This window comes from Pseudomonas sp. P5_B2 (genome assembly GCF_056400445.1).
Genome location: NZ_JBFULH010000026.1, coordinates 1 through 26,845, shown reverse-complemented (window position 1 = coordinate 26,845; position 26,845 = coordinate 1). Strand labels below are relative to the sequence as shown.

Annotated in this window: 27 protein-coding genes, 1 tRNA gene and 1 pseudogene; 8 read left to right on the top strand and 21 right to left on the bottom strand. The window is 58.7% G+C overall.

From position 1 onward, the window contains the following. Window positions 1-1,051 (bottom strand): aminotransferase-like domain-containing protein (locus AC1DRJ_RS05305; protein WP_477801168.1); only part of this gene is annotated, 1,051 nt, incomplete at its 3' end. A gap of 122 nt (window positions 1,052-1,173) precedes the next feature. On the opposite strand from AC1DRJ_RS05305, the gene AC1DRJ_RS05300 reads away from it, so the two are divergent. After that, window positions 1,174-1,668 carry a RidA family protein gene (locus AC1DRJ_RS05300; protein ID WP_477801167.1) on the top strand — a complete coding sequence of 165 codons (495 nt, stop codon included), beginning with the start codon at window positions 1,174-1,176 and terminating at the stop codon, window positions 1,666-1,668. Window positions 1,669-1,736: 68 nt separating this feature from the next. On the opposite strand, the pseudogene AC1DRJ_RS05295 reads toward AC1DRJ_RS05300, so the two are convergent. The 5 genes and pseudogenes from AC1DRJ_RS05295 to AC1DRJ_RS05275 all read right to left on the bottom strand — a co-directional run bounded on the left by AC1DRJ_RS05295 (window position 1,737) and on the right by AC1DRJ_RS05275 (window position 5,535). Continuing rightward, window positions 1,737-2,050 (bottom strand): annotated as a pseudogene (locus AC1DRJ_RS05295) (helix-turn-helix domain-containing protein). Beyond that, window positions 2,047-2,295, bottom strand: coding sequence for a toxin higb- component of a toxin-antitoxin loci (locus tag AC1DRJ_RS05290; protein WP_477801166.1), 249 nt, complete (start codon window positions 2,293-2,295; stop codon window positions 2,047-2,049). The pseudogene AC1DRJ_RS05295 and the gene AC1DRJ_RS05290 overlap by 4 nt, the downstream one beginning before the upstream one ends. A gap of 137 nt (window positions 2,296-2,432) precedes the next feature. Further along, window positions 2,433-3,137 (bottom strand): hypothetical protein, encoded by a 705-nt coding sequence (locus AC1DRJ_RS05285; protein ID WP_477801165.1) that lies wholly within the window; start codon window positions 3,135-3,137, stop codon window positions 2,433-2,435. A 167-nt stretch (window positions 3,138-3,304) separates the two neighbouring features. Then, window positions 3,305-4,822 carry a sensor histidine kinase gene (locus tag AC1DRJ_RS05280; protein ID WP_477801164.1) on the bottom strand — a complete coding sequence of 506 codons (1,518 nt, stop codon included), beginning with the start codon at window positions 4,820-4,822 and terminating at the stop codon, window positions 3,305-3,307. After that, window positions 4,819-5,535 carry a response regulator transcription factor gene (locus tag AC1DRJ_RS05275; RefSeq protein ID WP_477801163.1) on the bottom strand — a complete coding sequence of 239 codons (717 nt, stop codon included), beginning with the start codon at window positions 5,533-5,535 and terminating at the stop codon, window positions 4,819-4,821. The genes AC1DRJ_RS05280 and AC1DRJ_RS05275 overlap by 4 nt, the downstream gene beginning before the upstream one ends. Window positions 5,536-5,687: 152 nt before the next feature. Here AC1DRJ_RS05275 and msrB point away from each other — a divergent pair, with 152 nt between their 5' ends. The 3 genes from msrB to msrA are packed head-to-tail and all read left to right on the top strand — an operon-like array spanning window position 5,688 to window position 8,749. Continuing rightward, a complete protein-coding gene (gene msrB, locus AC1DRJ_RS05270) occupies window positions 5,688-6,206 on the top strand; it encodes a peptide-methionine (R)-S-oxide reductase MsrB (protein WP_477801162.1) in 519 nt (172 codons plus the stop codon). Between the two features lie 43 nt (window positions 6,207-6,249). Then, window positions 6,250-8,013 carry a cytochrome c biogenesis protein DipZ gene (locus tag AC1DRJ_RS05265; protein ID WP_477801161.1) on the top strand — a complete coding sequence of 588 codons (1,764 nt, stop codon included), beginning with the start codon at window positions 6,250-6,252 and terminating at the stop codon, window positions 8,011-8,013. A gap of 31 nt (window positions 8,014-8,044) precedes the next feature. Beyond that, a complete protein-coding gene (msrA, locus tag AC1DRJ_RS05260) occupies window positions 8,045-8,749 on the top strand; it encodes a peptide-methionine (S)-S-oxide reductase MsrA (protein WP_477801160.1) in 705 nt (234 codons plus the stop codon). A gap of 24 nt (window positions 8,750-8,773) precedes the next feature. Here the strand turns inward: msrA and AC1DRJ_RS05255 are convergent, their stop codons facing one another. Together AC1DRJ_RS05255 and AC1DRJ_RS05250 are read right to left on the bottom strand one after the other, a co-directional pair. Further along, window positions 8,774-9,787: a sensor domain-containing diguanylate cyclase gene (locus tag AC1DRJ_RS05255; protein WP_477801159.1), complete on the bottom strand. Its 1,014-nt coding sequence runs from the start codon at window positions 9,785-9,787 to the stop codon at window positions 8,774-8,776. Window positions 9,788-9,862: 75 nt separating this feature from the next. Continuing rightward, on the bottom strand, window positions 9,863-10,768 hold the full coding sequence (locus AC1DRJ_RS05250; protein ID WP_477801158.1) for a LysR family transcriptional regulator: 906 nt from the start codon (window positions 10,766-10,768) through the stop codon (window positions 9,863-9,865). Between the two features lie 103 nt (window positions 10,769-10,871). Between AC1DRJ_RS05250 and AC1DRJ_RS05245 the strand changes: the two genes are divergently transcribed. After that, window positions 10,872-12,047 (top strand): acetylornithine/succinylornithine family transaminase, encoded by a 1,176-nt coding sequence (locus tag AC1DRJ_RS05245; RefSeq protein WP_477801157.1) that lies wholly within the window; start codon window positions 10,872-10,874, stop codon window positions 12,045-12,047. Window positions 12,048-12,055: 8 nt separating this feature from the next. Here the strand turns inward: AC1DRJ_RS05245 and AC1DRJ_RS05240 are convergent, their stop codons facing one another. The 8 genes from AC1DRJ_RS05240 to AC1DRJ_RS05205 form a co-directional block, all read right to left on the bottom strand. Continuing rightward, window positions 12,056-12,310: a Txe/YoeB family addiction module toxin gene (locus tag AC1DRJ_RS05240; RefSeq protein WP_477801156.1), complete on the bottom strand. Its 255-nt coding sequence runs from the start codon at window positions 12,308-12,310 to the stop codon at window positions 12,056-12,058. Next, window positions 12,307-12,561, bottom strand: a complete 255-nt coding sequence (locus AC1DRJ_RS05235) for a type II toxin-antitoxin system prevent-host-death family antitoxin (protein WP_082069261.1) — start codon at window positions 12,559-12,561, stop codon at window positions 12,307-12,309. Before AC1DRJ_RS05235 ends, AC1DRJ_RS05240 begins: the two co-directional genes overlap by 4 nt. Before the next feature lie 597 nt (window positions 12,562-13,158). After that, entirely contained in the window at window positions 13,159-13,665 is a 507-nt protein-coding gene (locus tag AC1DRJ_RS05230; protein WP_477801155.1) for a P-loop NTPase family protein, read from the bottom strand. A gap of 14 nt (window positions 13,666-13,679) precedes the next feature. Further along, a complete protein-coding gene (locus tag AC1DRJ_RS05225; RefSeq protein ID WP_477801154.1) occupies window positions 13,680-15,602 on the bottom strand; it encodes an alkaline phosphatase D family protein in 1,923 nt (640 codons plus the stop codon). Window positions 15,603-15,717: 115 nt separating this feature from the next. Beyond that, a complete protein-coding gene (locus AC1DRJ_RS05220; protein ID WP_477801153.1) occupies window positions 15,718-15,939 on the bottom strand; it encodes a formate dehydrogenase subunit delta in 222 nt (73 codons plus the stop codon). Then, window positions 15,936-18,818, bottom strand: coding sequence for a formate dehydrogenase subunit alpha (fdhF, locus tag AC1DRJ_RS05215; protein WP_477801152.1), 2,883 nt, complete (start codon window positions 18,816-18,818; stop codon window positions 15,936-15,938). Before fdhF ends, AC1DRJ_RS05220 begins: the two co-directional genes overlap by 4 nt. Next, the gene (locus AC1DRJ_RS05210; protein ID WP_477801151.1) at window positions 18,815-20,347 is read right to left on the bottom strand and encodes a formate dehydrogenase beta subunit; all 1,533 of its coding nucleotides are present in this window, start codon (window positions 20,345-20,347) and stop codon (window positions 18,815-18,817) included. The genes fdhF and AC1DRJ_RS05210 overlap by 4 nt, the downstream gene beginning before the upstream one ends. Continuing rightward, entirely contained in the window at window positions 20,344-20,820 is a 477-nt protein-coding gene (locus AC1DRJ_RS05205; RefSeq protein WP_477801150.1) for a formate dehydrogenase subunit gamma, read from the bottom strand. The genes AC1DRJ_RS05210 and AC1DRJ_RS05205 overlap by 4 nt, the downstream gene beginning before the upstream one ends. Window positions 20,821-21,150: 330 nt before the next feature. On the opposite strand from AC1DRJ_RS05205, the gene AC1DRJ_RS05200 reads away from it, so the two are divergent. Next, window positions 21,151-21,519 (top strand): PH domain-containing protein, encoded by a 369-nt coding sequence (locus tag AC1DRJ_RS05200; protein ID WP_477757972.1) that lies wholly within the window; start codon window positions 21,151-21,153, stop codon window positions 21,517-21,519. A gap of 606 nt (window positions 21,520-22,125) precedes the next feature. Here the strand turns inward: AC1DRJ_RS05200 and AC1DRJ_RS05195 are convergent. The 5 genes from AC1DRJ_RS05195 to AC1DRJ_RS05175 all read right to left on the bottom strand — a co-directional run bounded on the left by AC1DRJ_RS05195 (window position 22,126) and on the right by AC1DRJ_RS05175 (window position 25,126). After that, on the bottom strand, window positions 22,126-22,626 hold the full coding sequence (locus AC1DRJ_RS05195; RefSeq protein ID WP_477801149.1) for a DUF3916 domain-containing protein: 501 nt from the start codon (window positions 22,624-22,626) through the stop codon (window positions 22,126-22,128). Between the two features lie 154 nt (window positions 22,627-22,780). Beyond that, window positions 22,781-23,011 (bottom strand): DUF7683 domain-containing protein, encoded by a 231-nt coding sequence (locus tag AC1DRJ_RS05190; RefSeq protein ID WP_477801148.1) that lies wholly within the window; start codon window positions 23,009-23,011, stop codon window positions 22,781-22,783. A 69-nt stretch (window positions 23,012-23,080) separates the two neighbouring features. Next, window positions 23,081-24,243, bottom strand: a protein-coding gene (locus AC1DRJ_RS05185) for an IS3 family transposase (RefSeq protein ID WP_085984694.1) whose coding sequence is annotated in 2 segments (ribosomal slippage) — window positions 23,081-23,988 and window positions 23,988-24,243 — 1,164 coding nt in all. Because the reading frame shifts where the segments join, the coding sequence is not laid out codon by codon here. 318 nt (window positions 24,244-24,561) lie between these two features. Then, the gene (locus AC1DRJ_RS05180; protein ID WP_477801147.1) at window positions 24,562-24,891 is read right to left on the bottom strand and encodes a hypothetical protein; all 330 of its coding nucleotides are present in this window, start codon (window positions 24,889-24,891) and stop codon (window positions 24,562-24,564) included. A gap of 150 nt (window positions 24,892-25,041) precedes the next feature. Further along, a tRNA-Leu gene (locus tag AC1DRJ_RS05175) sits at window positions 25,042-25,126 on the bottom strand. A 107-nt stretch (window positions 25,127-25,233) separates the two neighbouring features. Between AC1DRJ_RS05175 and queA the strand changes: the two genes are divergently transcribed. After that, the gene (gene queA, locus AC1DRJ_RS05170) at window positions 25,234-26,283 is read left to right on the top strand and encodes a tRNA preQ1(34) S-adenosylmethionine ribosyltransferase-isomerase QueA (protein WP_477801146.1); all 1,050 of its coding nucleotides are present in this window, start codon (window positions 25,234-25,236) and stop codon (window positions 26,281-26,283) included. Between the two features lie 14 nt (window positions 26,284-26,297). After that, window positions 26,298-26,845: tRNA guanosine(34) transglycosylase Tgt (locus AC1DRJ_RS05165; protein ID WP_477801169.1), on the top strand; the 548-nt coding region annotated here is incomplete at its 3' end.

The following is a 26,845-nucleotide window of genomic DNA, read 5'->3' as shown; positions in this document are numbered from 1 at the left end:
AGGTCACGCCGCCGATGCTCATCTTCAGGGCAATCATTCGGGCGGCCAGTTGCGGTGACAACACGGCGTAGCTGACCCGACTGTTGGCGGTTAGGGTCTTGGAGAAACCCGACACGTAGCTGACCGTGTCCAGCCCGCTCGCGGCCAGGCGTGGGGTGCGTCGTTGCTGGAGATCGCCGTACAGATCATCTTCAACAATATGGAAGCCGTAGCGGTGACTCAACTCCAGCAGGCGATACACCTGTGCCGCGGAAAACGAGTGCCCGGTCGGGTTATGCAGGGTGCTGTTGGTCATGTAGAGMACGGGGCGATGGGCGATCAGCACCTGCTCGAAAGCCTCCATATCCAGACCATTGCAATCGCGGGGCAGGGTGATGATCCTGGCACCGTGCAACGCCAGGTTCGTGTGCAGGTTGAAGTAACACGGGTCGTCGAGCAGCACCGTATCGCCGGGTTTTATCAACAGGCGCATCAACTGGTCGATCGACTGCATGGTGTTAGCGGTGGTGATGATTTGTTCCACGGGTACTTCGATGCCGACACCGGACAACTTCACCCGCAACGCCTCGCGCAGCGGCCTGTAACCACCGACCTCACCGTATTCGCCCATGCGCAACGACGTCGCGCGAAGGGTGCCGCGTACCGCTTTGAGCAGTTCGTCGGCGGGCAACCACGAGCCAGGCAAAAATCCGCAACCGGGACGCAGCGCGCCGTTGTCCAGCAGCACTGCGCGGCGGACCCGGCTGAGGGTGTCTTGCGGTTGCAGATCCGGGCCAGCAGTTGGGGGTTGCGGGCTCGCTCGGTGGACGTAATGCCCCGCGCCCTGGCGCGAGACCACCAGTCCCTTGGCACGCAATCGGTCGAGGGCGTCGACCACCGTGGATTTACCGACGTTCATCAATTCAGAGAGTTCGCGAATCGGCGGCAACTTGGCCCCGTGCGGCAGGCCACCCTGGCTGATCGCCACGGACAGCTGATCGACAATCTGCTGCACCAGCGGCGCTCCCGGCTGGAACTCGATGGCGGCGATCACGGCGCGCTGAGCCTGCATTTTACTGGTCTCCCTGGCAGTAAAGTTCGCTGGATTCTATACGAACTTGCTCTGATCAGGAGAGGCGTCTGTCTCTACCATCAACGACGCAGTTCGCATGATGGATCAGGAGAGCTCGGTAGATGATTAATCAAATAACCCGCGACGACCGTTTTCTCGCGATGGCAAAAGAACTCGGCTTCGATATCTACGACGAAAACCCAGCCGGCGGGCATTACGCGCCGCTGCTTCGGCATGACGATGAACTGTATCTCAGTGGCCTGGTGCCGCGAATGAACGGAAAAATCCAGTACCCCGGCCGAGTGGGGCTGGAACTGAATCTGGCCGACGCTCAAGAAGCCGCGAGCATCAGCGCCATACGCGCTCTGGCGCTGATCCGCGACGCTGTCGGTTCACTGGAAAACGTCAAGGCAGTGCTTCGTGTCACCGTGTATGTGAAATCCACCTTCGATTTTGTCGACCTTAGTGAGGTGGCCAACGGCGCGTCGGATATCTTCACCCACGTGTTGGGCGACGCTGGCAAACATACCCGGACGACGGTCGGTGTTTATCAGTTGCCGAAAAACGCGCCGGTAGAAGTGGACATGATCGTGGCTCTGCATCCATCGACGCTCTAAATCTTGCAGGCAATAAAAAGCCCCGCTTTTCTCTCGTAGGCGGGGCTTTTTGATAATGAGCTATCAATTCAAACGGCTTGGAGTCGCTCGACCATATCGGGAAACTTCTCCACCAGCCTAATCAATACAGCAGCTTGAGCATTTGGCTTGGATTTTTCCTGCTCCCAATTTCTCAGGGTGCTGGGGCTGGTTCGAATTCGCTGGCAAAAACAGCCTGGGACATATGCAACTTAGTTCGCAGCGCAACGATTTCTTGTGCGCCTACCTCAGGAGCCGGGTTGTCTTCCTCCGTTGTATTTCGCAGCGTGATCTTGCCTTCTCGCTGAGCAGCCATCTCGTCAACGCCCTGCATCAACTCTGTAAACAGGTCGCGCTTTTTCATGAGGTACCTCGTGCCTTTAACTCTGTGCCTATGGCTTTTTTGAGCGCCTTTTCTTGGTAGGCAGTCAAATTCTCAAGCTCATCCTTGTCATAAATTGCAAACATCCAGAACTGGCCATCATTCATAAGCCAATAATAGACAACCCGCAAGCCACCACGCCTGCCTTTACCTCGTCGCTCATCTACCGTCAGATAGTCGCCAAGGGTGGCAGTGAACGAAGAAGTTTCAAAGAATAAGGTTCCCATCACCTAGCTATAGGCAACTTGATTATAGTTAGGCAAGCGACAATTCCTTCAGCAGACGAAGGGGCGATAGGATCTACCAGAAAACATCAGGCACGAAAAAGCCCCGCTGCAAGGGCGGGGCTTTCAGGTGGGGCGTGTTACTGAGCAGTGATGCTGTAGCCGTCGAATGCGGTTTGCTGCTGCAGTGCGGTGATGATGTTCTTGCGGTTGACCGCTTGTTCGACGCCGGAGTTGTCGAGGAACGTCTCGCTTTCCAACTCAGCTTCATCGCCTTCGCCAACGAAGGTAATGCCGAGGAATTCCAGCGCTTTGCGGTCAACGTTCAGGCTCGAACGCGGGGTGCGCAGTGGCAGGGTGACGCTCATGCCGTCCTTGCTGATGGTGAACACTTCAAGGTCTTTCTTGGCGCGAGCCGCTTTGCTTTTGCCGCTGCTCGGGTTGCTGACGGCTTGATGCGTCTGGTTCAGCACTTTAAGCGCCAGGCCGTAGACGATTTCCTGAAACGCAGGGTCATCCTTGAAGCTGGAGAGAATCCGGCCGATCGAGAATTTGCTGCTCAGGTCTTCCAGAGCGGCAATGTCGGCCGCTTCCGCGTCCTTGAGTTGCTTGAGTTCGCCCATCAGTTCATAGGCTTGATCGTCGTCGAAGCTGTCATGAGCCTGGCGAATCGCGGCGCGCAGCTCGCGGATCTGGTCGCTTTCCCGGGTGGATTGAAAAGCGTCCAGGACCATCTCGCTGATGATCTTGGCCTGAGGTACATGCTGTGAAAGATTGATGGAGTTTTCGTATTCCGCTTTGGACGACAAGGTGACTACGGATTCAGCGGTGTTGGAATCGGACATTGAAATTTCACTACTTCTTTTAACTTGAATTGAGGCGAGAAAGCACGGGGCCTTTTCAGGTCGCCTAATCTATTGGACCGCGGCAGCGTTGTYACGGATGAACAGGCGGTTGGTCATGATTTTTGCGAAAGGGCATTTATGGACATTGCCGGAACGTGTGCTGCGAGCTATTTCCCCATCGAATTCAGATTCGTCGAGTGAGCCGCCCATTGTTCCGCCGTATGCTGATCCACCGGCAAGGAGAAACGAAAGGTCGCGCCCCGGCCGGGCAGATCGATCAGCTGGATCTCGCGACCGTGCAATTGCAGGATCCGATGCACGATCCGCAGCCCCAACCCGCCATCGCGCCGAGCTCCGCCAATGTTGAAGGGTCGCAGGAACAGACCTTCGCGCAACGGTGCAGCGATGCCTGGGCCGGTATCGCTGACAGTGACTTCGATAAACGGTCCTTGGGGGCGCAGGCTCAGTTCGATTTCTCCTCCTTGAGGGGTATCGCGCAGGGCATTGTCGAACAGGTTGGTCAACACCCGCTCGATCAGCCCCAGGTCGGCGCAGGCCGCTGAAACATTCGGGGCAAATGTGGCTTTCAGCTCAATCTGGCGCGCTTCGGCGGTCAACTCGAATTTCTGAAAAATATCCTGCACCAGATCAGTCAGGGAGAAGCGTTCCAGCACCGGCTGGACGAAACCGTGTTCCAGCCTGACCAGCTCCAGCAACGATTGCGCCAGCCCACCCACCTTGCGGCTTTGATCCAGGGCGATGCCCAGATAGCGCCGCCGGTCGGCAGGGGATAGCGTGGCGTCCTTGAGCGACAGGGTTTCCAGGTACCCATGCAGCGAGGCCAGGGGCGTTCGCAGGTCGTGGGAAATATTCGCCACGAGCTCACGGCGCTCCTGGTCCTGACGGGTCAGCGAGCGCCACTGTTCATTGAGGCGGGTTTGCATCTGCCGGAAGGCGTTGTCCAGCACGGCAATTTCATCGTGACTGGCGGCTTTGCCTACCGGTTCCGAGGCAGGCGGTGTGGAGGGCATGCCATCGATGTCGAACTGGCTGACCCTTTCGGTCAAGCGCCGCAACGGTCGGGTAATCAGGGCAAATGCGGTGAGGCCGGCGATCAGGCACAACAACGCCACCAGACCGATGGACATCAGGGCGGTATTAAGCGCGGCGCTGGTGGCACCGCGTTCGGCGTAGCGGTCGTGTTCTTCGCTGAGCAGTACCACATAGAGATAACCGGCGGGTTGACCGTTGACCCGCAATGGCGCGGCGCTGAACACCTTGCGGCCATCGATGCTGCGCGGGTCATCGCCGAGAATCGGCAGGGCATCGCCTTTGAGCAAGCGCTGGATCGGCCCCAGATCGATCCGCTCCCGACGTATCCGGCCCTCCGGTGCGGCACTTCCGACAATCTTGCCCTCGGTGTCCAGCAGATAGACCTCAACGCTGGGATTGACCTGCATGAGTTTGCTGAACAATTCACGAATGGCATTGGGCATCAGGCCGCTGCTGTCCATCAGCACCGTGTCATGGGCGATGTGTTGCGCCAGATCGCGTGATAGCCCCTGGACCACTTCCAGTTCATGCATCTTGTTGGAACGTACTTGCATCCATGCCGATGTGCCGCAGCACACCAGCAACAGAATGGCGAACACCAGCGACAGGCGCTGTGTCAGGGTCAGCCTCATGGCTGCTCCTCCTTGACGGCGAATTTGTAGCCACGGCCCCACACCGTGAGGATACGGGCAGGCAGCGCCGGATCGGCTTCGATCTTGGCCCGCAGCCGGTTGATGTGAGTGTTCACCGTGTGTTCGTACCCTTCGTGGCTGTAGCCCCAGACCGCATTGAGCAGATCCATGCGCGAGAACACCTTGCCGGGTTGGCGGACGAAGAAGTACAGCAGGTCGAACTCCCGTGGGGTGAGGTCCAGGCGACGACCATCGAGCGCGACATCGCGGGTGATCGGGTCGATGGACAGACCGTCCGTCATCAGGCTGCCCGAGTCCATCTTCAGATTGCGGGCCATGGCGTCGACCCGGCGCAGCAGGGCTTTGACCCGCGCGACCAACTCCAGCATCGAAAAGGGTTTGGCGAGGTAATCGTCGGCGCCGAGTTCCAGCCCCAGGATCCGGTGCAGTTCGCTGGAGCGTGCACTGGTGATGATAATCGGGGTATAGCGGGCCATCGCCCGGGCACGGCGGCAGATTTCCAGGCCGTCGACACCGGGCAGCATCAGGTCGAGGATCAGGGCGTCCCAGCTTCCTTGCTGCAACAAGCGCATGCCTTCATCACCGTCAGCGCAGTGCACCACCTCGAACTGCTCATCGCGAAGATGCAGGCAGATGAGGTCGGCGATGTGCAGGTCGTCCTCGACCACCAGGACGCGTTTGGTCTGTTCCATAAAGCTCAATCCTTTGTAGCGCAATGGGCACATTGTGCGGGTTTTCCTCAGTCCGAGTTATCACGAATTGTTTAACTGCTCGTGAGGATTTGGCGATCAACCCAAGCCTAGGCTGTGTTCCATATCAGGCACTTGGGATTTTGGAGAAGACCATGTTTTCACGGCGACAGTTTCTTGTAGCGGGCGGCGGGCTGGGCGCTGCAGCCCTGGTGATCGGTGTGTTGCCAAAATTTGCCGCCAGTACCGCACTGATCAGTGATGCCAGCGCGGCGGAGGTTTTCGAGGTGACCCACAGCGACAGCGAATGGCACGCCATGCTCAGCGACGAGCAGTACGAAATCCTGCGTGAAGAGGGCACTGAGCGGGCTTACAGCAGCCCGTTGAACAATGAACATCGCAAGGGCGTTTTCGCCTGCGCCGGGTGTGATTTGCCGCTGTTCTCATCCGACACCAAATTTGACAGTCGCACCGGCTGGCCCAGTTTCTGGGCGCCACTGGACAAAGCGGTGGCCACTCGTAAGGACCGCTCCTTTGGTGTGCTGCGTGAGGAAGTCCACTGCCGGCGATGCGGTGGTCACCTGGGCCATGTCTTCGATGATGGGCCCAAACCCACCGGTCTGCGTTACTGCATGAACGGTCTGGCGCTGAAGTTCGAGTCACAGGCGGCTTGATCCATGGGCATTTCCTTTCACTCACCTGATGCAGGTCGACACTATGTGGCTTTTGGTTCTCGCTTATCTCGGTGGTGTGCTGACGATTGTCAGCCCCTGCATTCTGCCGGTGCTGCCCTTTGTCTTCGCTCGAACCGGGCAGCCGTTTATAAAAAGTGGCTTGCCGCTATTGGCCGGGATGGCACTGACCTTCGCGTTGGTCGCCACGTTGGCGGCGGTGGGCGGCGGTTGGGTGGTGCAAGTCAATCAGTACGGTCGCTGGCTCGCGTTGCTGTTCGTTGCCCTGTTCGGGTTGACGCTGTTGCTGCCTCGATTGGCCGAACGTCTGACGAGGCCACTGGTGGCCGCCGGCAGCCGATTATCGGAAGTCGCTGGCGCCGATACCCGGCCGCGTCCCGGCGCTTCGTTCCTGATCGGCGTCGCCACGGGCCTGCTCTGGGCTCCTTGCGCCGGGCCGATTCTGGGCCTTTTGCTGACCGGGGCTGCGCTGCAAGGGGCAAGTATCGAAACCACGTTATTGCTACTGGCTTACGCGGCAGGTGCTGCCACTTCGCTCGCCGTGGCGTTGCTGCTTGGCGGTAAAGTTTTCGCGGCGATGAAGCGTTCGATTGGCGCAGGCGAATGGGTACGACGTGGTCTGGGGGCGGCAATGCTGGCGGGCGTCGCGGCGATTGCGCTGGGGCTGGATACGGGAATTCTGGCGAGGATTTCGACGGCGTCCACTGGCGGGATCGAGCAGGCCTTGGTGGGCCGGTTGGCTGGCAGATCACCGAACAACAGCGGGGCGATGATGGCCGCGGGTGGCGCGATGAAAGCGAGTGCCAAGGCAGCCGGCGCCTTGCCAACTGAAGGCAATCTCCCACCGCTGGATGGCGCGGTGCAATGGCTCAATTCGCCACCTCTTACCGCTCAGGCCTTAAAGGGCAAAGTCGTGCTGGTGGATTTCTGGACTTACTCCTGCATCAACTGCCTGCGCAGCTTGCCGTATGTGAAAGCCTGGGCCGAAAAGTATCGCGATCAGGGCTTGGTAGTGATCGGTGTGCATGCACCGGAGTTCGCCTTCGAACGGGATGTCGGTAATGTCACCAAAGCCATGAAAGACCTGGGTATCACCTACCCGGTGGCCATCGATAACGACTACAAAATCTGGCGTGCCTTCAACAACGAATACTGGCCGGCCCATTATTTTGCGGACGCACAGGGGCGCATTCGTTATCACCACTTTGGTGAAGGCGAGTACGCCGAATCGGAAAGGGTCATTCAGCAGCTGCTGCGTGAAGCGGGAGCGGAGAAGGTCGCGGACGGTCTGATCACCGCTGATGCGACAGGGATTCAACTCGCGCCGGACATGAGCGAAGTGCAATCACCGGAAACCTATGTCGGTTTCCAGCGTGCGGAGCATTTCGTTCCCGAGACCGGGCTTGTGCCTGACAAAGTAGCCGCGTACAGCCCTCCAACCGAACTGRCCCTCAACGATTGGAGTCTGGACGGAAAATGGAATGTTGGTTCAGAGCGTGCGACTTCCAGCGCGCCCGCCAGTCGCATCGTCTATCGCTTCCATGCACGCGATTTGCATTTGGTGCTCGGGCCCGCTGTCGACGGTAAACCGGTGCGATTCAAAGTGCTCATTGACGGCAAAGCCCCAGGTGATGACCACGGCACCGATGTGGCGCCCGATGGTAGCGGCAGTGTGAACTCACAGCGTTTGTATCAGTTGATACGCCAGAACGGCAGCGTGACGGACCGGACGTTCAGCATTGAGTTTCTCGATCCGGGTGTGTCGGCATACGCGTTTACGTTCGGTTGAAATCATTCCATTGGTTGAGGAGTCATGCCCCATGAAAGCCCTGTTCACCTGGCGTCGCGCCCTGTTGGGAATGGCCGCTGCCGGCCTCATTGGTCAGTGCTCGGCCTTCTCGTTTGGGTCTGAAGGTGCCGTCATCATCCCCCCGCCGGCCCTCGATGAAACGACCCAGGCCCATAGCGAAAAGGTGGTATTTGCCGGCGGATGTTTTTGGGGCGTCCAAGGCGTTTTTCAGCACGTTAAAGGCGTGAAAAAAGCCGTCTCTGGTTACGCCGGTGGTGTGGCCAACACCGCCCACTATGAACGGGTCAGCGAGGGCGATACCGGCCATGCGGAATCCGTCGAAGTCACTTTCGATCCGGCTCAGGTCAGTTACGGGACTTTGCTGCAGATCTATTTTTCGGTGGCCCATAATCCCACCGAACTGAACCGCCAGGGCCCCGATAGCGGCACTCAGTACCGGTCGGCGATTTTCACTGAGAGCACCGAACAGCAACGCATCGCCCAGTCTTACATTGCCCAGCTCGACGCCGCTCATGCGTTCAACAAACCCATTGTGACCAAGCTGGAAACCTACAACGGTTTCTACCCGGCGGAGGAGGAACATCAGGATTTTCTGACCGAGCACCCGACCTATCCGTATATCGTGATCAACGATCTACCGAAAGTGGCGCAGTTGAAACGGATGTATCCCGATCGGTATCAGGAGAAACCGGTGTTGGTGAAGGCAGGGATGTGAATGGGCGTTGATGTCGGGTGGGGGTCACCCTGAAATCACATTCTTGCCCGCCACCTTCGACCGATACAGCGCCTGATCGGCCCGGGCCAGCAATCCGGTCTGTTGTTCCTCTTCGAAGCGCTGGACCACGCCGAAACTCATGGTCACTTGAAACTCACCCACCGGTGGCAAACTCAGCAGGCCATCGCGGATTTTTTCGGCGAGAAGCCTGGCATCAGCCAACGGGGTATCAGGAAGGATCATGATGAACTCGTCACCACCCCATCGCGCCAGCAGATCACTTTCGCGCACGTAGTGCTTCACGCTCCTGACCACCTGCACTATTGCCGCATCACCCAAAGCATGGCCGTAGTGATCGTTGATGGTCTTGAAGTCGTCGATGTCCATGGCAATCAGGGAGAGGGGACGTCGAAAGCGCTGGGCTCGTTCGCATTCCTGAGGCAGGGTTTTTTCCATCAGGTAACGATTGGCGATGGTGGTCAGCGTATCGGTTTCCGCCAGTTTGCGGTTTTCTTCGAGTTGAACCTGGAGTTGCTGATTGACCCGGGACAAGTCACGGGTTCGCTCTTCAACGGTCGCTTCAAGGGAGTGAGTGCGTCGTTCCAACGCTTCGAGCAGACGTCGCTTGTCGTCGATGCTGCGGTGCGCACCGACCATCCGCGCTACCGTGCCGTCGGCGTTGCGAGACAGCACATAGCCACGGTCTTCGATCCACAGGTAACTGCCGTCCAGCATGCGGCAGCGATACTCGGCCTGATAGGTGGGCGTGCGCCGGTTCAGATAGTCATCAAACACGGCCATGACCTTGGGGTAATCATCAGGGTGGATGACGTTTTCCCAGGTCAACGCGGTGTTTTCCAGGGAGTGAGGCTCATAGCCTAGCATCGTGTACCAACCGGGGTTGCGGTAGACAAAGCCGGTGTTGGCGTTCCAGTCCCAAATACCGTCGCTGACCAGTTCCAGAATAGTGTGGAGCAGGTCTTCGCTAAAATCTGGCACATTGAGTTTCAATGTCTTGATATTCGTCGCTTCCCCCATCTCCGCTCCCCCTGACGCCACAGCTTTCAATAGATCCGCTTGGCGTCGAGATTAGTGCATGGCGCATTGCCACGCCTAGTATTTGCCCCATAACTGCACGGCAAAGTCGACGAAATGACGTAATTTCGGCAAGCGGTAGCGATCCTGGGCGTACACCAGGTGCATCGGCCGGCTCGGCAGTTGATAGTTCTGCATCAACGCCACCAGTTTGCCATTGAGCAGATCCTGTTCGACCAATGCATCGGGCAACATCACGATGCCCATCCCGGTTCGTGCAGCCTGATGTAGCCCTGCCGAGCTATTGATCAGCATCGGACCACTGACCGCCACCATCACTTCGCCTTCCGGCCCGCTCAGCCGCCATTGTTTTGCGACCGATTGCCAGTCATCCCCGACCGGATAGGCAAAAGACAAGCAATCGTGATGTTGCAGGTCTTCGGGTTTTTCCGGCGTGGTACGACGCGCCAGGTACTCAGGTGACGCGCACATGGTCAGGGTGTAGTCGATCAGCGGGCGGGCGATCAGGTTCGACGGCTCAATGGTGCCCAAGCGAAACGCCACATCGAGGCCATTTTCGAGCAGATCGGGGCGTCCGTTTGTGAGCACCACGTCCAGTTTGACCTGCGGACATTGCAGAGAAAATTCGCTGAGCGCTGGCGCGAGCTTTTCCGTACCGAAGGTCAGCGGTGCCGTGATGCGCAAGATTCCACTCGGCGCGTCTTGGCTCTGTTCGGCCAGGCGTTCGGAATCGGCTACCAACCCCAGTACTTCAAGACAACGCAGGTAATAAGCTGAGCCGAATTCCGTCAGGCGCTGGCGCCGTGTCGTACGGTTGAGCAAGCGCACACCTAGGCGTTGCTCCAGTGCGCGCAAGTGATTGCCGACCATGGTCGTGGACATTTCACACTGCTGCGCGGCGGCCGTCATGCTGCCAGCCTCCACCACGCGTACGTAAACGGTCATTGCCTGGAACAGGTCCATTATCAAGCTCGACTTTAAGATGATTGAAGTATTGCAGCATTTATCCAGCTCTAGTGGCTAACCATACTGCAAAAAACACCGACCCTTGATGGAGCTTGATGCCATGACCGCCGCCTGCCTGATGAGCACTTACCAACCGCTGGCCCTGAGTTTCAGCAGAGGCCTGGGTACGCGCCTTTGGGACGAGGCCGGGCGTGAATACCTGGACGCGGTGGCGGGCGTGGCGGTGACTAACGTCGGCCACTCCCATCCTCGAATCGTCTCGGCGATCAGCGAGCAGGCCGGGTTGCTGTTGCACACGTCCAACCTCTACAGCATCGACTGGCAACAGCGGTTAGCGCAGAAACTGACGAAACTGGCGGGCATGGACCGCGCGTTCTTCAACAACTCCGGGGCCGAAGCCAATGAAACCGCGCTTAAACTCGCACGGCTTTACGGCTGGCACAAAGGCGTCGAGCAACCGCTGGTGGTGGTCATGGAGAACGCTTTTCATGGCCGGACATTGGGCACGTTATCCGCCAGCGATGGCCCGGCCGTGCGCCTGGGTTTCAATGAGTTGCCGGGGGATTTCGTCAAAGTGCCGTTCGGTGATCTCAGTGCACTGGAGAACGTGCAGCACGCCTATGGCCAACGAATCGTGGCAATCCTGATGGAACCGATCCAGGGCGAAAGCGGCGTCCAGTTGGCACCGCCCGGTTATCTCAAAGCGGTGCGCGAACTGTGCAACAAGCGCTCGTGGTTGATGATGCTCGACGAAATCCAGACCGGCATCGGCCGCACCGGTCAGTGGTTTGCGTTTCAGCACGAAGGCATCGTCCCGGACGTCATGACGTTGGCCAAAGGACTCGGTAACGGCATCCCCATCGGCGCCTGTCTGGCCCGAGGCAAAGCCGCCGAACTGTTCACCCCCGGCAGCCACGGCAGCACCTTCGGCGGCAATCCGCTGGCCTGCCGTGTCGGTTGCACCGTGCTGGATATCATTGAAGAACAAGGTTTGCGGGAGAACGCCAGGCTTCAGGGCGAGCGTCTGTTGACCGGATTACGTAGCGAGTTGGCGGGCGATCCGAACGTCCTGGCGATCCGTGGTCAAGGCTTGATGATCGGCATCGAACTCAAGCAGCCGATCCGCGATTTGACCCTGATTGCTGCGCGGGATCACGGTTTGCTGATCAACGTGACTCGGGGTAAGACCATTCGCTTGCTGCCGCCGGTGACGATTGATGAGCGGGAGGTGGATATGATTGTCAGAGGGGTTGGTCGGATAGTGAAAGCGACCTGATAGGTCGCTCAGTAGTGATACCTGCACATCACGACGCGTATAGCACCTTCTTCGACGGTGTAGACCAATCGATGCTCGGCAGTAATTCGGCGTGACCAAAAACCGCTCAAATTGTGTTTAAGCGGTTCAGGTTTTCCGAGTCCGTCAAAGGGTTCACGTTGGATCGCCTTAATCAGCAGGTTGATTCGTTTGAGCCCGGCCTTGTCGTTTTGTTGGAACCAAAGATAGTCGTCCCAACCTTCAGGAGTGAACTCGATGTTCATTCTTCGATGAGTTGTCTGGCTTTGGTTTTACCTGCACGCAGATTGCCGATTGATTTGATCAGGCGCTCGGCATTGGCGGGTGAACGCAGCAGGTAGGCGGTCTCTTCGAGCGCGTTGTACTCTGCGAGAGACATCATCACAACGGGTTCGCCTTTTTGGCGGGTCACCAATAAGGGAGCACGGTCTTCGTTGACCCTATCCATGGTTTCCGCCAGATGCGCCCGAGCCGTGGTGTAGTTGATGGTTTGCATGATGTAGTCCTCGCTTGATGCAAAGAACGTACAGAAATGAGTACAGGATGACAAGGCAATACCTCTGAGTGGTCGTTGCGCAGACGATGTTTCTACGCTTGTACCCACTATCGCCGAAGCTTCTTCAAGACGTTTCTGTGAGCTATGTAGTCCCAATCCGCATTACGTGCCATCTCTTGCTCCAAAGTTTTTCTATCCCCCACAGATCTTGTGCGTTGTGACCCCAACCGCCCTCCGCGATAGTGAATGCACGGCCCTGGCACCAGCCTCGGCCACTTCACTCAATCGCCGGGCCGCTGATTCGAAGGGCGCAGGGCATTGAGGTGGTTTGGCGCTCTCATGGTTCAGGTCCGCAGACGTGAATAGGGGAGCGATATAGTGCTCTTAAATCGGGGGCGTATGGGTAATACCGATCAGTTAAGCCTAATACGCGAACCGTAGCAGCTGGCGAAGCCTGCGTTCGGCTGCGTAGCAGTCGTAAAACATGAGTTTGCGGTCTACCTGAAACACCGCATCGGCTGATTTCACGACTGCTACGCAGCCGAACGCAGGCTTCGCCAGCTGCTACAAAGTGTGGTTCGGTTTAACTGATCGGCATTAGAGGATAGGGGATGGTTTATCGGTGTTCGCGAACTCGCTGATTTCGGCTCGATCCATGAGTTTGATTTTTGAGCCGTTGAACTCTTTAAACAATTGCCGGTGTGCAGAAAACCCACTGGAATCCTCGCGCAGCCGATAACTGGCGGCCCATTCCAGCATCGCCATCAGCCACTCGTCATCGTCCGGTTTTTGTACTCTCTGACGAATATTGGCAACACAGTTTTCGCCATCAACACACAACCAGATCAGCGCCGTTGCCCGGTGCATAAGCTCGCTGACGATCCAGCCATAAACACCTTCGATCACCCACTGTTCTTCATCGGCCACGATTCGCGCTATGCCCAATGCTGCGGCATACGGGCGGGCGATGCTGTGTTCGTCCGAGATCCAGTGAATCCGATCAAGATCGACCCATGGCACCTTCAGTTGTGCCGCCAATCGTTGCGCCAGCCAGCTTTTGCCTGAGCCAGAGTTGCCGATGATCAGCGTGCGGGTGAGGTTCATGGTGAATCGCCGTTTCAGTCGTCATGTTCAGGCGCAACCATCCGGGTCTTGGGCGAGCCGTTTGAGTTGTGCTGATAAATGTCCTGGGGTTGTCCTTTTTCATTGAAGAACACCTGGCCGATGCCTGCCGAGTTCCATAGCCGTTCGCCGGCCTCGGCATGTTCGGGGGTGTGCGGGACGATGCGCATGCGGCGGCGTTTGGTCAGCCAGTTCAGTGGCGAACGCGGTGAATAGAGCCAGCGATTGAGGCGGTCGAACCATTCGAGCAGTCTGGGCGGGAATTCGTTTTTGATGCCGCTGCTGGTGATCTGCCAGATTTTCGGGCCGCCCTTGCGGTGTCGGATAAACACTTCGTAGACGAAGGAATAATGCACGTCACCGGACAGCACTACGTAGTTACCCGGTGTGCGCGAGTGTCGGAAAATGTTCAGGATCACTTGGGCCGCGCCGCGATGGGCCATCCAGTTTTCGGCGTCCACCAGCAGGGGATAACCGAACCAGCTGAAGACTTTCTGCACGGTTTCGATCAGTTTGACGCCGAAGATCGGCGCCGGTGAAACGATGATTGCCGATGGATGATCCAGCAGTTCCTGTTGCAGTTCGCAGAGGGCTTCCCAGTCCAGCAGGCCCGAGGGTAACTTGAGGTTCATCTCGCTGCGCCAGCGCCGGGTGCGGGTATCGATCACCACCAGGGCGGGTGTGGTGGGCAGCACGTACTGCCACTGCTGAAATTTCAACAGCGCATCGATCAAGTCATCCTGCACCGGACTGTCGAGGTAACGGTCGCCACCGGTAGCGATGAGCGAACGGGTTTTTTCCAGTACCGCGCCAAACGCATCCGGGTTGTTGCCCCAGCCCTGGCACAGCATGTAGGCGATCAAGGCGTTACCGATGATGCGCTTGGAGAACGGATGGCCGTAGGCCGTTTCCTCCCACTGCGCGGACAGATTCCAGTCGTCGGTAATGTCGTGGTCGTCGAAGATCATCAGGCAGGGCAGATGCGCCATGGCCCGTGCGGCACTGCCCAGACCCGACTGGAAGTCATCAATACAGGTTTGTTCTTCGGCATACAGTTTGTGTCGTGCAAGCGTCAGCGCGGGAGGTTGCGGATTGATCAGTGTCCAGGGCGTTGGCGACCAGACCAGCAGGTACATGGCCATCACTTCAGCGAAGGTCATCAGGTGATTGTCGGCACTGCTGCTGGTGAAAATCGGCTTGCTCGCGCCGCCGAAAAATCGATCACGCAGGGTTTCGTTGCTCTTGAGCGCCGGTAACAAATCCGCACGGTGGTAGTAACTGGCCGGGTGTTCGTAGAGTTTGGCACTGTCGCTGACCACGGCGCCTTCGAGGTGTTCTTCAAACAGCCCCAGCCGCTCGATCAAGGCATGGATCGCCCGCAGCATCGGGCCCGCAACGTCGTCGGTGTAAACCTGATCGCCGCTCATCATCAACAGCGCCGGCCGCTGTGAAGCGTCCTGTTCCTCTGCCAACAAACGGTCGACACAGAGCAAACCATCGGTGACCGGGTAATGCGGTTTGCGGCAGGAACCATGCAACAACTGATCAATGCGCGAACGCAGGACAAAGGTCGGCCGACGCGCATCGCCATAGAGCAGATGCGGGGCCCACTCGGCGATGCCGGTCAGCGCGTCATCGATCAACAGGTCGTACTCGATCGGTGTGTCGCAGGGCAGGGCCGTCGCCAGCGGCACATCGATCAAGTGGATAAACCCGTGAGTGCCGATCGGGATGACGGTGCACTGCCCGGTATCCAGACGGATGTCGTCGCAGTCTTGCAGGCGCAACGTCAGCGACAATGCGCGGGATCCGACGAGCCACATGACCAGTCGTGCAGGTTCGAGCCGCCGCAACAGCGGGCCGACCAGCACCGGAGGCAGTGAGTGGCAATCGTCAGGCAATGGCAGAGATACGGACATCCGGGTTCAAGACTCTTGGTGCACAGGATGGCGATGATAGCTCAGGTGGTCGCCTTTTCCTGTTAAGCGGGAGCCGCGATTTCTCACGGCCCCATGCCCAAGGGTTTGTGTGAACCTAAGCCTCCCAGCCAGCCCCACTGACAGCCGCCTGCGCCAGGGGGTGCATGTCCGCGCCGTGATGCTCCGTTTGCCAGGCCAGCAACTCCTTGCGCATGCCGGGCGTCCAGTACATTTTCAGGTGGTTGCGCACGCCGAGCACGGCGGTTTGCTCGTCCGGTTCGCTGGCGAAGTACTGGGCGATCTGGTTGGCCATTTTGATCAGGTTTTCAGTGCTCATCGGCGTACCTCCGCTTTAGCGCCACGCGCCTGGCGGCGATCCTTGAGCAAACGGTCCTGTTCGTCGCTGAACTCCTGATAGCGTTTTTGCCACTCGGAAGGGTGGTAGACGCGACTGACCTCCACGGCGGTGACCTTGTACTCCGGACAATTGGTGGCCCAGTCGGAGTTGTCGGTGGTGATGACGTTGGCCCCCGATTCAGGGAAGTGGAAGGTGGTGTACACCACGCCCGGGGCGACCCGTTCGGTAACCCGCGCACGCAGGACGGTCTGCCCGGCGCGGCTGCCGATGCCGACCCAGTCACCCTCGTTGATGCCACGACTCTCGGCGTCGCTCGGGTGGATTTCCAGGCGGTCTTCATCGTGCCAGGCGACGTTTTCGGTACGCCGGGTCTGGGCGCCGACGTTGTACTGGCTAAGGATGCGCCCGGTGGTCAGCAGCAGGGGATAGCGATTGTTGACCTTTTCCTCGGTGGGCACGTAACCGGTGAGCATGAAGCGCCCCTTGCCGCGCACGAATTCCTCGATGTGCATCGTCGGCGTGCCGTCCGGTGCTGCGGCGTTGCACGGCCATTGCAGGCTGCCGTGGCGATCCAGTTCGGTGTAGCTGACGTTGGTGAAGGTCGGTGTCAGGCTGGCGATTTCATCCATGATTTCTGACGGGTGCTTGTAATTCATCGGATAGCCCAAGGCGTTGGCCAAGGCCACGGTGCCTTCCCAGTCAGCCTTGCCGCCCAGCGGATCCATGACCTTGCGAACTCGCGAGATGCGCCGCTCGGCGTTGGTGAACGTGCCGTCCTTTTCCAGGAACGAAGCGCCCGGCAGGAACACGTGGGCGAACTTGGCGGTTTCGTTGAGGAAAATATCCTGCACCACGATGCATTCCATGGCCGACAGCGCCGCGGTGACGTGCTGGGTATTCGGATCGCTCTGGGCAATGTCTTCGCCCTGGCAATACAGGCCCTTGAAACTGCCGCCCAAAGCCGCTTCGAACATGTTCGGAATGCGCAGGCCCGGATCAGGTTGCAGGGTGACGTTCCACGCCTGTTCGAACTGCGCCCGTACCACTTCGTTGGAGATGTGACGGTAGCCGGGCAACTCGTGGGGGAAGGAGCCCATGTCGCAGGAGCCCTGAACGTTGTTCTGCCCCCGCAACGGGTTCACGCCCACGCCTTCGCGGCCGATATTGCCGGTGGCCATGGCCAGGTTAGCGATGCCCATGACGGCGGTGCTACCCTGGCTGTGTTCGGTGACGCCGAGGCCGTAGTAGATCGCCGCGTTGCCACCAGTGGCATACAGGCGGGCGGCGGCACGGATGTCGGCAGGCTCTACGCCGCAGATGGCGCCAAGCACTTCCGGCGAGTTTTCCGCACGACTGACGAACTCGCTCCAGCGGGCGAAATCGCTGCCCTCGCAACGGGCGTCGATAAAGGCTTGATCGAGCAGGCCTTCGGTGACGATGACGTGGGCCAAGGCGTTGAGCATCGCGACGTTGGTGCCCGGGCGCAGGGCCAAATGATATTCAGCGCGGGCATGCACCGAGTCCACCAGATCAATGCGGCGTGGATCGATCACAATCAGCCGCGCGCCTTCACGCAGACGGCGCTTGAGCTGGGAGGCGAACACCGGGTGGGCATCGCTGGGGTTGGCGCCCATCACCAGGATCACGTCGGCCTGCATCACCGAGTCGAAACTCTGGGTGCCGGCGGACTCGCCCAAGGTTTGTTTCAAGCCATAGCCGGTCGGCGAGTGGCAGACCCGCGCACAGGTGTCGACGTTGTTGTTGCCGAACGCGGCGCGCACCAGTTTTTGCACCAGGTAGGTTTCTTCGTTGGTGCAACGGCTGGAGGTGATGCCACCAATGGAGTCGCGGCCATATTTTTGCTGTAGCCGACGGAATTCGCTGGCGGCGTAGGTCACCGCTTCATCCCAGCTGACTTCCTGCCAAGGGTCGTTGATGTGCTGGCGGATCATCGGCTTGGTGATGCGATCCGGGTGGGTGGCGTAGCCCCAGGCAAAGCGCCCTTTGACGCAGGAGTGGCCGTGATTGGCCTGACCGTTCTTGTCCGGAACCATGCGCACCAGCTGGTCGCCTTTCATCTCGGCGCGGAACGAGCAGCCCACGCCGCAATAGGCACAGGTGGTGATCACGCTGCGTTCGGGCTGACCCAGTTCGACCACGCTTTTTTCCATCAGCGTCGCGGTGGGGCAGGCTTGCACGCAGGCACCACAAGACACGCATTCCGACTCGAGGAAATTCTCGCCACCGGCTGCCTCGACCCGGGATTCGAAGCCGCGGCCGGTAATGGTCAGGGCAAAGGTGCCCTGGGTTTCTTCACAGGCGCGCACGCAGCGGTTGCAGACGATGCACTTGCTCGGGTCGTAATCGAAATAGGGGTTGGAGGTGTCTTTCTTGTCCGCCAGATGGTTGTCGCCTTCATAGCCGTAACGCACTTCCCGCAGGCCGACCTGACCGGCGACGGTTTGCAGCTCGCAGTTGCCGTTGGCCGAGCAGGTCAGGCAGTCCAGCGGGTGATCGGAGATGTACAACTCCATGACGTTGCGGCGCAGGGTCGCGAGCTTTGGCGTCTGGGTGTGCACGCTCATGCCTTCGCTGACCGGCGTGGTGCAGGACGCCGGGTAACCGCGCATGCCGTCGATCTCCACCAGGCACATGCGGCAAGAGCCGAAGGCTTCGAGGCTGTCGGTTGCACACAGTTTCGGAATCGTGGTACCCATCAGCGCAGCGGCGCGCATCACGGAGGTGCCTTCGGGCACGCTGATGCTGCGGCCGTCGATGTTCAGGGTGACCTGCACCTGACTTTCGCGGGCCGGAGTGCCCAGATCGATATCGGTGTTCGGGTCGAAGAGAGTGATCATTGGTCGGCCTCCGAGGACTGCAGACCGAAGTCGGCGGGGAAATACTTGAGGGCGCTGGCGACAGGAAAGGAAACCATGCCGCCCAATGCGCACAGCGAACCGTATTGCAGTGTGTCGCACAGGTCCTTGAGGATGATCACCTGTTCATCGCGACCGCTCTGGTCCGGCGCGGCCAGCAGGCGGTCGATCACCTCCACGCCCCGGGTCGAGCCGATGCGGCAGGGCGTGCATTTGCCACAGGATTCCTCGGCGCAGAACTGCATGGCGAAGCGCGCCATGTGGGCCATGTCCAACGTGTCATCAGCCACCACCACACCACCGTGACCGAGCATCGCGCCGATACCGGCGAAGGCTTCGTAATCCAGCGGCGTGTCGAATTGCGACGGCGGCACCCAGGCGCCGAGCGGGCCACCGACCTGCGCAGCTTTTAGCGGTCGGCCACTCGCGGTGCCGCCACCGTAGTCTTCCACCAGTTCCCGCAGCGTCAGGCCGAAGGCCCGTTCCACCAGGCCGCCACGACGAATATTGCCCGCCAATTGGAAGGGCATCGTGCCGAGGGAACGGCCCATGCCGTAATCGCGATAGAACTGCGCACCCTTGGCCAAAATCAGCGGCACCGAGGCCAGGGTCAGCACGTTGTGCACCAGCGTCGGCAGGCCGAACAGCCCCTTCAACGCGGGAATCGGTGGCTTGGCGCGGACGATCCCGCGTTTGCCTTCGAGCGAGTCCAGCAGCGCGGTTTCTTCACCGCAGATGTAAGCGCCGGCCCCGACGCGCACTTCCATGTCGAAGGCCAAGCCGCTGCCGCCGACATTGGCGCCGAGGTAGCCGTTAGTCCGGGCAATCTCCAGCGCCTCGTTCAGCGTGGCGACGGCCTGTGGATATTCCGAGCGCACGTAGATGTAGCCGTAGCTGGCGCCGACGGTGATGCCGGCAATGGCCATGCCTTCGATCAGCAGGAAGGGGTCGCCTTCCATCAACATGCGGTCGGCGAACGTGCCGGAGTCGCCTTCGTCGGCGTTGCATACAATGTACTTCTGCACCGCTTGGGTGGCGCGCACCGTGCGCCATTTGATCCCGGCAGGGAAGGCTGCGCCGCCACGGCCACGCAGGCCTGAATCGAATACCGCAGTCGCGGTCTCATCGCCGCCAATAGTGACGGCCCTTTTTAAACCCTCGAAACCGCCGTGGGCTCGGTAATCGTCCAGCGACAGCGGCCGGGTGATACCGGCGCGGGCGAACAGCAAACGTTGTTGAGACTTCAGATACGGCAATTCTTCCACAAGACCCAAGGCCAGCGGATGAGCGGAGGGCTCGCCTTGCAATGCATCGAGCACGGACGGCACATCAGCAGCGGTCAGCGGGCCGAAGCCGATCCGGCCTTGCGGACTGTCCACTTCCAGCAGCGGTTCCAGCCAGTACAGACCGCGCGAGCTGGTGCGTTGCAGGTCTTGGCTGGCAAGGGCCGTGGCCACCTCATCGGCACCGACGGCACGGGCCAGGGAATCACAGGACAGATAGAGGCTCATACGTCCTCCCGGCAAGCGTCGAGCAATGCATCCAGACGCTCAGCGCTCAGCCGCGCATGCACCTGACCATCCAGCTCAAGCGCTGGCGAACAAGCACAAGCACCGAGGCAATAAACCGGACGCAGACTGATGCTGCCATCGGCGCTGCTGCCGTGGTCATCCAGTTGCAGGCGATCACGCAACTGCGCCGCAAGCTGCTCAGCACCGCGACTCTTGCAGGACTCGGCCCGGCATAGACGCAGAATATGCCGCGCGGGAGGCGCAGTGCGGAAGTCATGGTAAAAACTGATCACCCCACGAATCTCCGCCTGACTCTGATTGAGGGCGTGGGCAATCTCGGGGATGGCGGCATCGGGGATGTAACCGATACCGGCCTGAATCTCATGAAGGATGGGCAATAGTGCGCCGGGGGTGCCCTTGTGGCGCTCCAGCAGGCTGTTGACCATCGGCAGGTGCAACATCTCATCAGGCATTCAGCAATCCTCACGGTCACGGACAAACCAGGCGGTCGTCGGTCGTCCGAAAGTGTCGGCTGCGGCACTCACACCACGTCACGGTATCGTGGCATTGTCAGGCCGTTGGCCAGGGCACCCTGAGCGGGCATCTTGTTGTACCCGGCGCGGTCTTCGCCGCACCTCAAAAGGGCATTAAGGGAGCTTGCCACGCTGCTATTGATTCGACTGCACCAAAGCGACGTGTTTGGTTCTTTCTACGACTACCCATCAAGTCTAGACGAGGCCCGGCCCAAGGCGCCGTACGCAGCTCGTACACGGGATTTACATTCAAAAGACAGGGAATGACAGATGATTGATTTCAACAACAAAGGCTTCTTCAAACTCAAGCAAAACGAAGAATACGCCGAACGCGTCAGCGCGCTGCTGCTGGAAGGGGAGCAGGTCATCGACGCCTACAAATCCATGCGCGACGGCGTAGTGTTTACCAACAAACGCATCATCGCCGTCAACGTGCAGGGCATCACCGGCAGCAAAAAAGACTTCACCTCGCTGCCCTACAAAAACATCGTGGCGTACTCGGTGGAAACGTCCGGCACCTTCGACCTGGATTCAGAGCTGGAGATCTATTTCTCGTCACTGGGCAAAGTAAAATTCGAATTCACCGGCAAGACGTCGATGGTGGAAATCTCAAAACTGATTTCCCAGCATCTGCTCTGACCCGAACACTAAAAAGCCCCGAAAAAACTCGGGGCCAACAACGGCCTCCAGCTAGCCGCAAGCCCTGTGGGAGCGGGCTTGCGCTAATGCCGATCAGTTAAGCCATAACGCGATCTGTAGCAGCTGGCGAAGCCTGCGTTCGGCTGCGCAGCAGTCGTGAAATCAGGCGATGCGGTGTTTCAGGTATACCGCAAACTCCGGTTTTACGACTGCTGCGCCCGAGCTCGGACCGGCCGACGCAGGCTTCGCCAGCTGCTACAACAATTGCGTTACCGCAGAAATTGCGTAACTGACCGGCATTAGGGCTTGCCCGCGAAAGCGCCAGCCCAGCCAACATCCATGCTTAAAGCTAGCCACTACCTCCCAGCCTTAGCCTCCGCCCGTTTAGGTGCCGGCACAAAGCAGTGTTTTATGTGACGTCGACGTTGACATGGCGATCAGGCTTCGACAGCATCAATCCCAATCGCGCCCGATCCTCTGGTGCTGGCTCAGTCCGGCATTACGTTCGGGCCTTCTTGTTTCTGGAACATGGAAGTTACCTAAGCCAACTCTTCCAACAGTGTTCCAACCACCCTCGTAAGAGCGAGCCCGAACTCGCCAAAGCAATCAGGCCGGCTCCCCGATGCACCACCACTGCACTGCGACCTCATCGTCCGGCTGAGTTACGTCATGTCCGTGCTCGATGAAATTTGCGGGCGTGTGCAACGCTAGTGCACAACTAATCCGCTCTGGCATGAGCGCGTTGGTTTCACCAAGAAAACCCAAATAATAGTCCCGATCATAGAAGACGGTGATCTCGCTCTGATGAACCCATGGCCACGTCAGCAGGCAAGCGACCCGATAATATCCCTGCGAGCGGTCAGCAGCGTTGGACAGGTGGCTAGCGGCTTCGAGCAGTTGCTGAATGCAGAAGGCCTGAACTTCGATCCTGGCGTGAGGACCTTCGACCAGGGCCTCATGCACCGGGATCTTCCAGTGTGTGTAGCGCTCCATTTGCGCGGATCGCGGGTAAAACTCGTCGCGAAAACTGGAGGCCCATCGCTCCAGAGCGCGAAGGCGGCGGGGAATGCCTCTGAGTGGCTTGTTGCTGAGTGCGATTTGCCGCATTGATACGTCCTTGTGATGCTGAAAAATCCTTGGACCAAAAAGGGGACAGATTTATTTTTCAGATAAATAAATCTGTCACCTTTGTTCCGGTCACCGTTGTTCCCAAATCGGACTTATCCAAATGGCCGCAGAATGGACGCGCCGACAAATTCCATCAGGCACTACAGGACAGTTGAAAGATGTAATCCGGACTGCTGAAGGTTTTTCCAGTCATGCTTTCAAGGCGACTTATCTGATCTGGCGTTAAGTCGTATTCATAAATGGCGTCTTTCGGCTCACTCCACGCCATAAGCTCTGCCAATTGATCGAACTGGTCGGCGGGGATTTCAATGCTGAACGCCAACTCCTCAGTTCCCTTGTCGAATGCAAGAATCTCATGCAGCATTTTTCTGACTCCTATCAAAGTTACTTTGGCGTGGTTCGGCCTGGCTCGGCGTCCTTTGTTCTGTAGTGGTCAACTAATCCCGGACACGACGTTAAGTTTTTCTTCGGCCCGAGCTGGCGCCAGCCCACCGTTGAATTGATGGGGTCGAATCCAGTTGTACCGATGCATCAAAAATTGGCTGATATCGCGCTGGGCTTCTTGAGCCGTTCTGTAACCCAGAGTCGGCACCCATTCGGTTTTCAAGCTGCGGAACACGCGTTCCATTGGCGCGTTGTCCCAGCAATTTCCCCGGCGACTCATGCTCTGGCGCATGCGATAGCGCCATAGCCGCTGGCGAAATAAACGACTCGCATACTGCGACCCTTGATCAGAGTGAAACAACAGGCCTTGAGGCCTTCCTCGTTGCTCGTAAGCCATGTCCAGCGCCTTGATAACCAGATCGGCGTCCGGCTTTTCCGACAACGCCCAGCCCACCACCCGGCGCGCGCAAAGGTCCAGCACGACCGCCAGGTAATGCCATTTCCCCTGGGCCCAAATGTAGGTGATGTCGCCGCACCACACTCGGTTGGGGGCTGGGACATCGAACTCGCGGTTCAAGGTGTTCGGGATATCGAGTCGTTCTACCGTCGCTCTTTTGTAGGCATGCGATCCGGGTTGCTTACTGACTAAATCAAGCTCGCGCATCAAGCTGCGCACTTTGAATCGACCGAGCTGCTCACCGTCCTCGCGCATCAGCGACAGGATGCTGCGGCTGCCCGCTGCACTACGACTTTGCGTGAACAACTCGCTCACTCGACTGCGTAACCGAAGCCGTTCGACATCTGGCGTGCGGCGCCGAAGGCGCTGGGCGTAGTAGCACGAACGGGGGACTTCAAACACCTTGCACAGCCAATCAGTCGGCTCATGGACGCTCAGCTGATTGATCAGCGCGTACGCTCGTGATCTTCCGACATCAAGAGCGCGGTAGCCTTTTTTAATATCGATTTTTCCCGTTCAAGGCGGGCGATCCGGGCTTCCAGCTCCTGGATTTTCTGCTGTTCCGGGGTCAGCGCTTTGCTCTGTGGAGTGACGCCTTGGCGCTCCTGCTGAACCTGATCGACCCAGCGGCGCAGGGCTGACTCGCCGACGCCGAGTGAACGACTGGCTTCGATGTAGCTGTAGTTTTGCTTGAGCACGAGGTCGGCAGCCTCGCGTTTGAATTCAGCAGAAAAGGAACGGCGTTGTTTGGTCATCTGACACCTCGATCTGGCGAGCATTCTCGCCTAAATGGGTGTCCGGTTTCATTAGACCACTACAGGCCATCGTGGTGCGGTGTCAGAAGACACGAATAAAAAATGCTCTGGGTTTCAGTCAGGTGGGCGAAGGTGCCCTCATGATCCTGATGATAAAACCGGTAGGGAATGACCAATTCCTCCCGCACCGATCCTAACCTCTCTGAATCGATGCATTACCACGCGCGCTTGGTGGGGCTGGCCCATAACCAAGTCGAGAGTCTTCACCTCTTGTTCAAGACAAGACGGAAACGCCCGGTGTGCAAGCTGGATCATCATTCACTGAATGTCTTTCAAATAATCCCTAAGCGCAATGACCGGCGCCTCAAGCTGCTCCATCGTCCGCGCATCACTGAAATCAGCAGACAACCGATGTAGCTCTCGCCCAAGCGGCGTATCAACACCACCTATAGCGTCCAGCGCCAAACCAATGCAGTGCGCCACCCGACACTGAATCCCCTCAACATCCCCCCGCCTTACCAACAACCCAAAAACCTCCCGCTCATACTCACTCATCACCAAATCATCCCGAAGAATCGGACTCGAATCTTCCGTCTCATAAGCAAGCTTGAGGCAGAACAGAGCAACAGTTTCCAGCAGCAGTTCCATAGGGTGAATCCTTGAGAATTGTCGTACCAACCGAGGATGCGAGAAATCAAAAGCATCGCCAGCAAGCCGGCTCCTACAGGTCGACGTTGTGTCAGGCACTTTTCGGCAGACGAAAAAAAAGGCCTTGCTAAGCAAGACCTTTCTTAATTTTGGTGCCCCGAGGGAGACTCGAACTCCCACTCCTTTCGAAAACGGATTTTGAATCCGCCGCGTCTACCAATTCCGCCATCAGGGCTCAATGGCCGCGGAGTATAGAGATGAGATTACCGTCGGTCAATCAGGTACATAGAGAATTTTCACTTTTTCGGCTAGACTTCCCGCCCCTGCTAGACGAACCCCATCATGCGCGTTGCTGACTTTACCTTCGAACTCCCAGATTCGCTGATCGCCCGCCATCCTTTGGCCGAGCGTCGCAACAGTCGCCTGTTGACCCTTGATGGGGTCAGCGGCGCCCTGGCACACCGTCAATTCACTGATTTGCTTGAGCATTTGCGCCTGGGCGATTTGATGGTGTTCAACAATACCCGGGTCATTCCGGCGCGGCTGTTTGGCCAGAAGGCTTCCGGCGGCAAGCTGGAAATCCTCGTTGAGCGCGTGCTCGACAGTCATCGCGTGCTGGCGCATGTGCGTTCCAGCAAGTCGCCGAAGCCGGGTTCCAAGATCCTGATCGATGGCGGTGGCGAGGCCGAGATGCTGGCGCGTCACGATGCGTTGTTCGAGCTGGGGTTCGCCGAAGAGGTGTTGCCGCTGCTTGATCGCGTCGGGCACATGCCTTTGCCGCCTTATATAGACCGCCCGGATGAAGGTTCGGACCGCGAGCGTTATCAGACGGTCTACGCCGAGCGCCTGGGCGCGGTGGCGGCGCCGACGGCGGGGCTGCATTTCGATCAGCCGCTGATGGAGGCGATTGCCGCCAAGGGCGTCGAGACGGCGTTCGTGACCTTGCACGTTGGCGCCGGTACGTTCCAGCCGGTGCGCGTCGAGAAGATCGAAGATCACCACATGCACAGCGAATGGCTGGAAGTCGGCCAAGACGTAGTGGATGCGGTGGCGGCGTGTCGCGCTCGCGGTGGTCGCGTGGTGGCTGTGGGGACCACCAGCGTGCGTTCGCTGGAAAGTGCTGCGCGCGATGGCGTGCTCAAGCCGTTCAGTGGCGACACCGATATCTTTATCTACCCGGGCCGACCGTTTCATGTGGTCGATGCCTTGGTCACCAACTTCCATTTGCCCGAATCCACGCTGTTGATGCTGGTTTCGGCGTTCGCCGGTTATCCCGAAGCCATGGCTGCCTATAAAGCGGCCGTCGAGCATGGATACCGCTTTTTCAGCTACGGTGATGCGATGTTTATCACCCGTAACCCCGCACCACGTGGCCCTGAGGACAAAGAATGAGTCGCCAAAGTCGTATGTCGTTTGAGTTGCTTGCTACTGACGGCAAGGCTCGTCGCGGTCGTTTGACCTTTCCACGCGGCACCGTAGAAACCCCGGCGTTCATGCCGGTGGGCACCTACGGCACGGTCAAGGGCATGTTGCCGCGGGATATCATCGCCACCGGCGCGGAAATCATTCTGGGCAACACCTTCCACTTGTGGCTGCGTCCTGGCACCGAAGTGATCAAGAAGCACGGCGACCTGCATGATTTCATGCAGTGGAAAGGCCCGATTCTGACCGACTCCGGTGGTTTTCAGGTGTTCAGCCTGGGCGCAATGCGCAAGATCAAGGAGGAGGGCGTGACCTTCGCTTCTCCGGTCGACGGCGCCAAAGTGTTCATGGGTCCGGAAGAGTCGATGCAGGTTCAGCGTGACCTGGGCTCGGACATCGTGATGATTTTCGACGAATGCACCCCGTACCCGGCTGACGAAGACGTCGCTCGCGTGTCGATGGAGTTGTCGTTGCGTTGGGCCAAACGCTCGAAAGAAGCCCATGGCGATAACACGGCGGCCCTGTTCGGTAT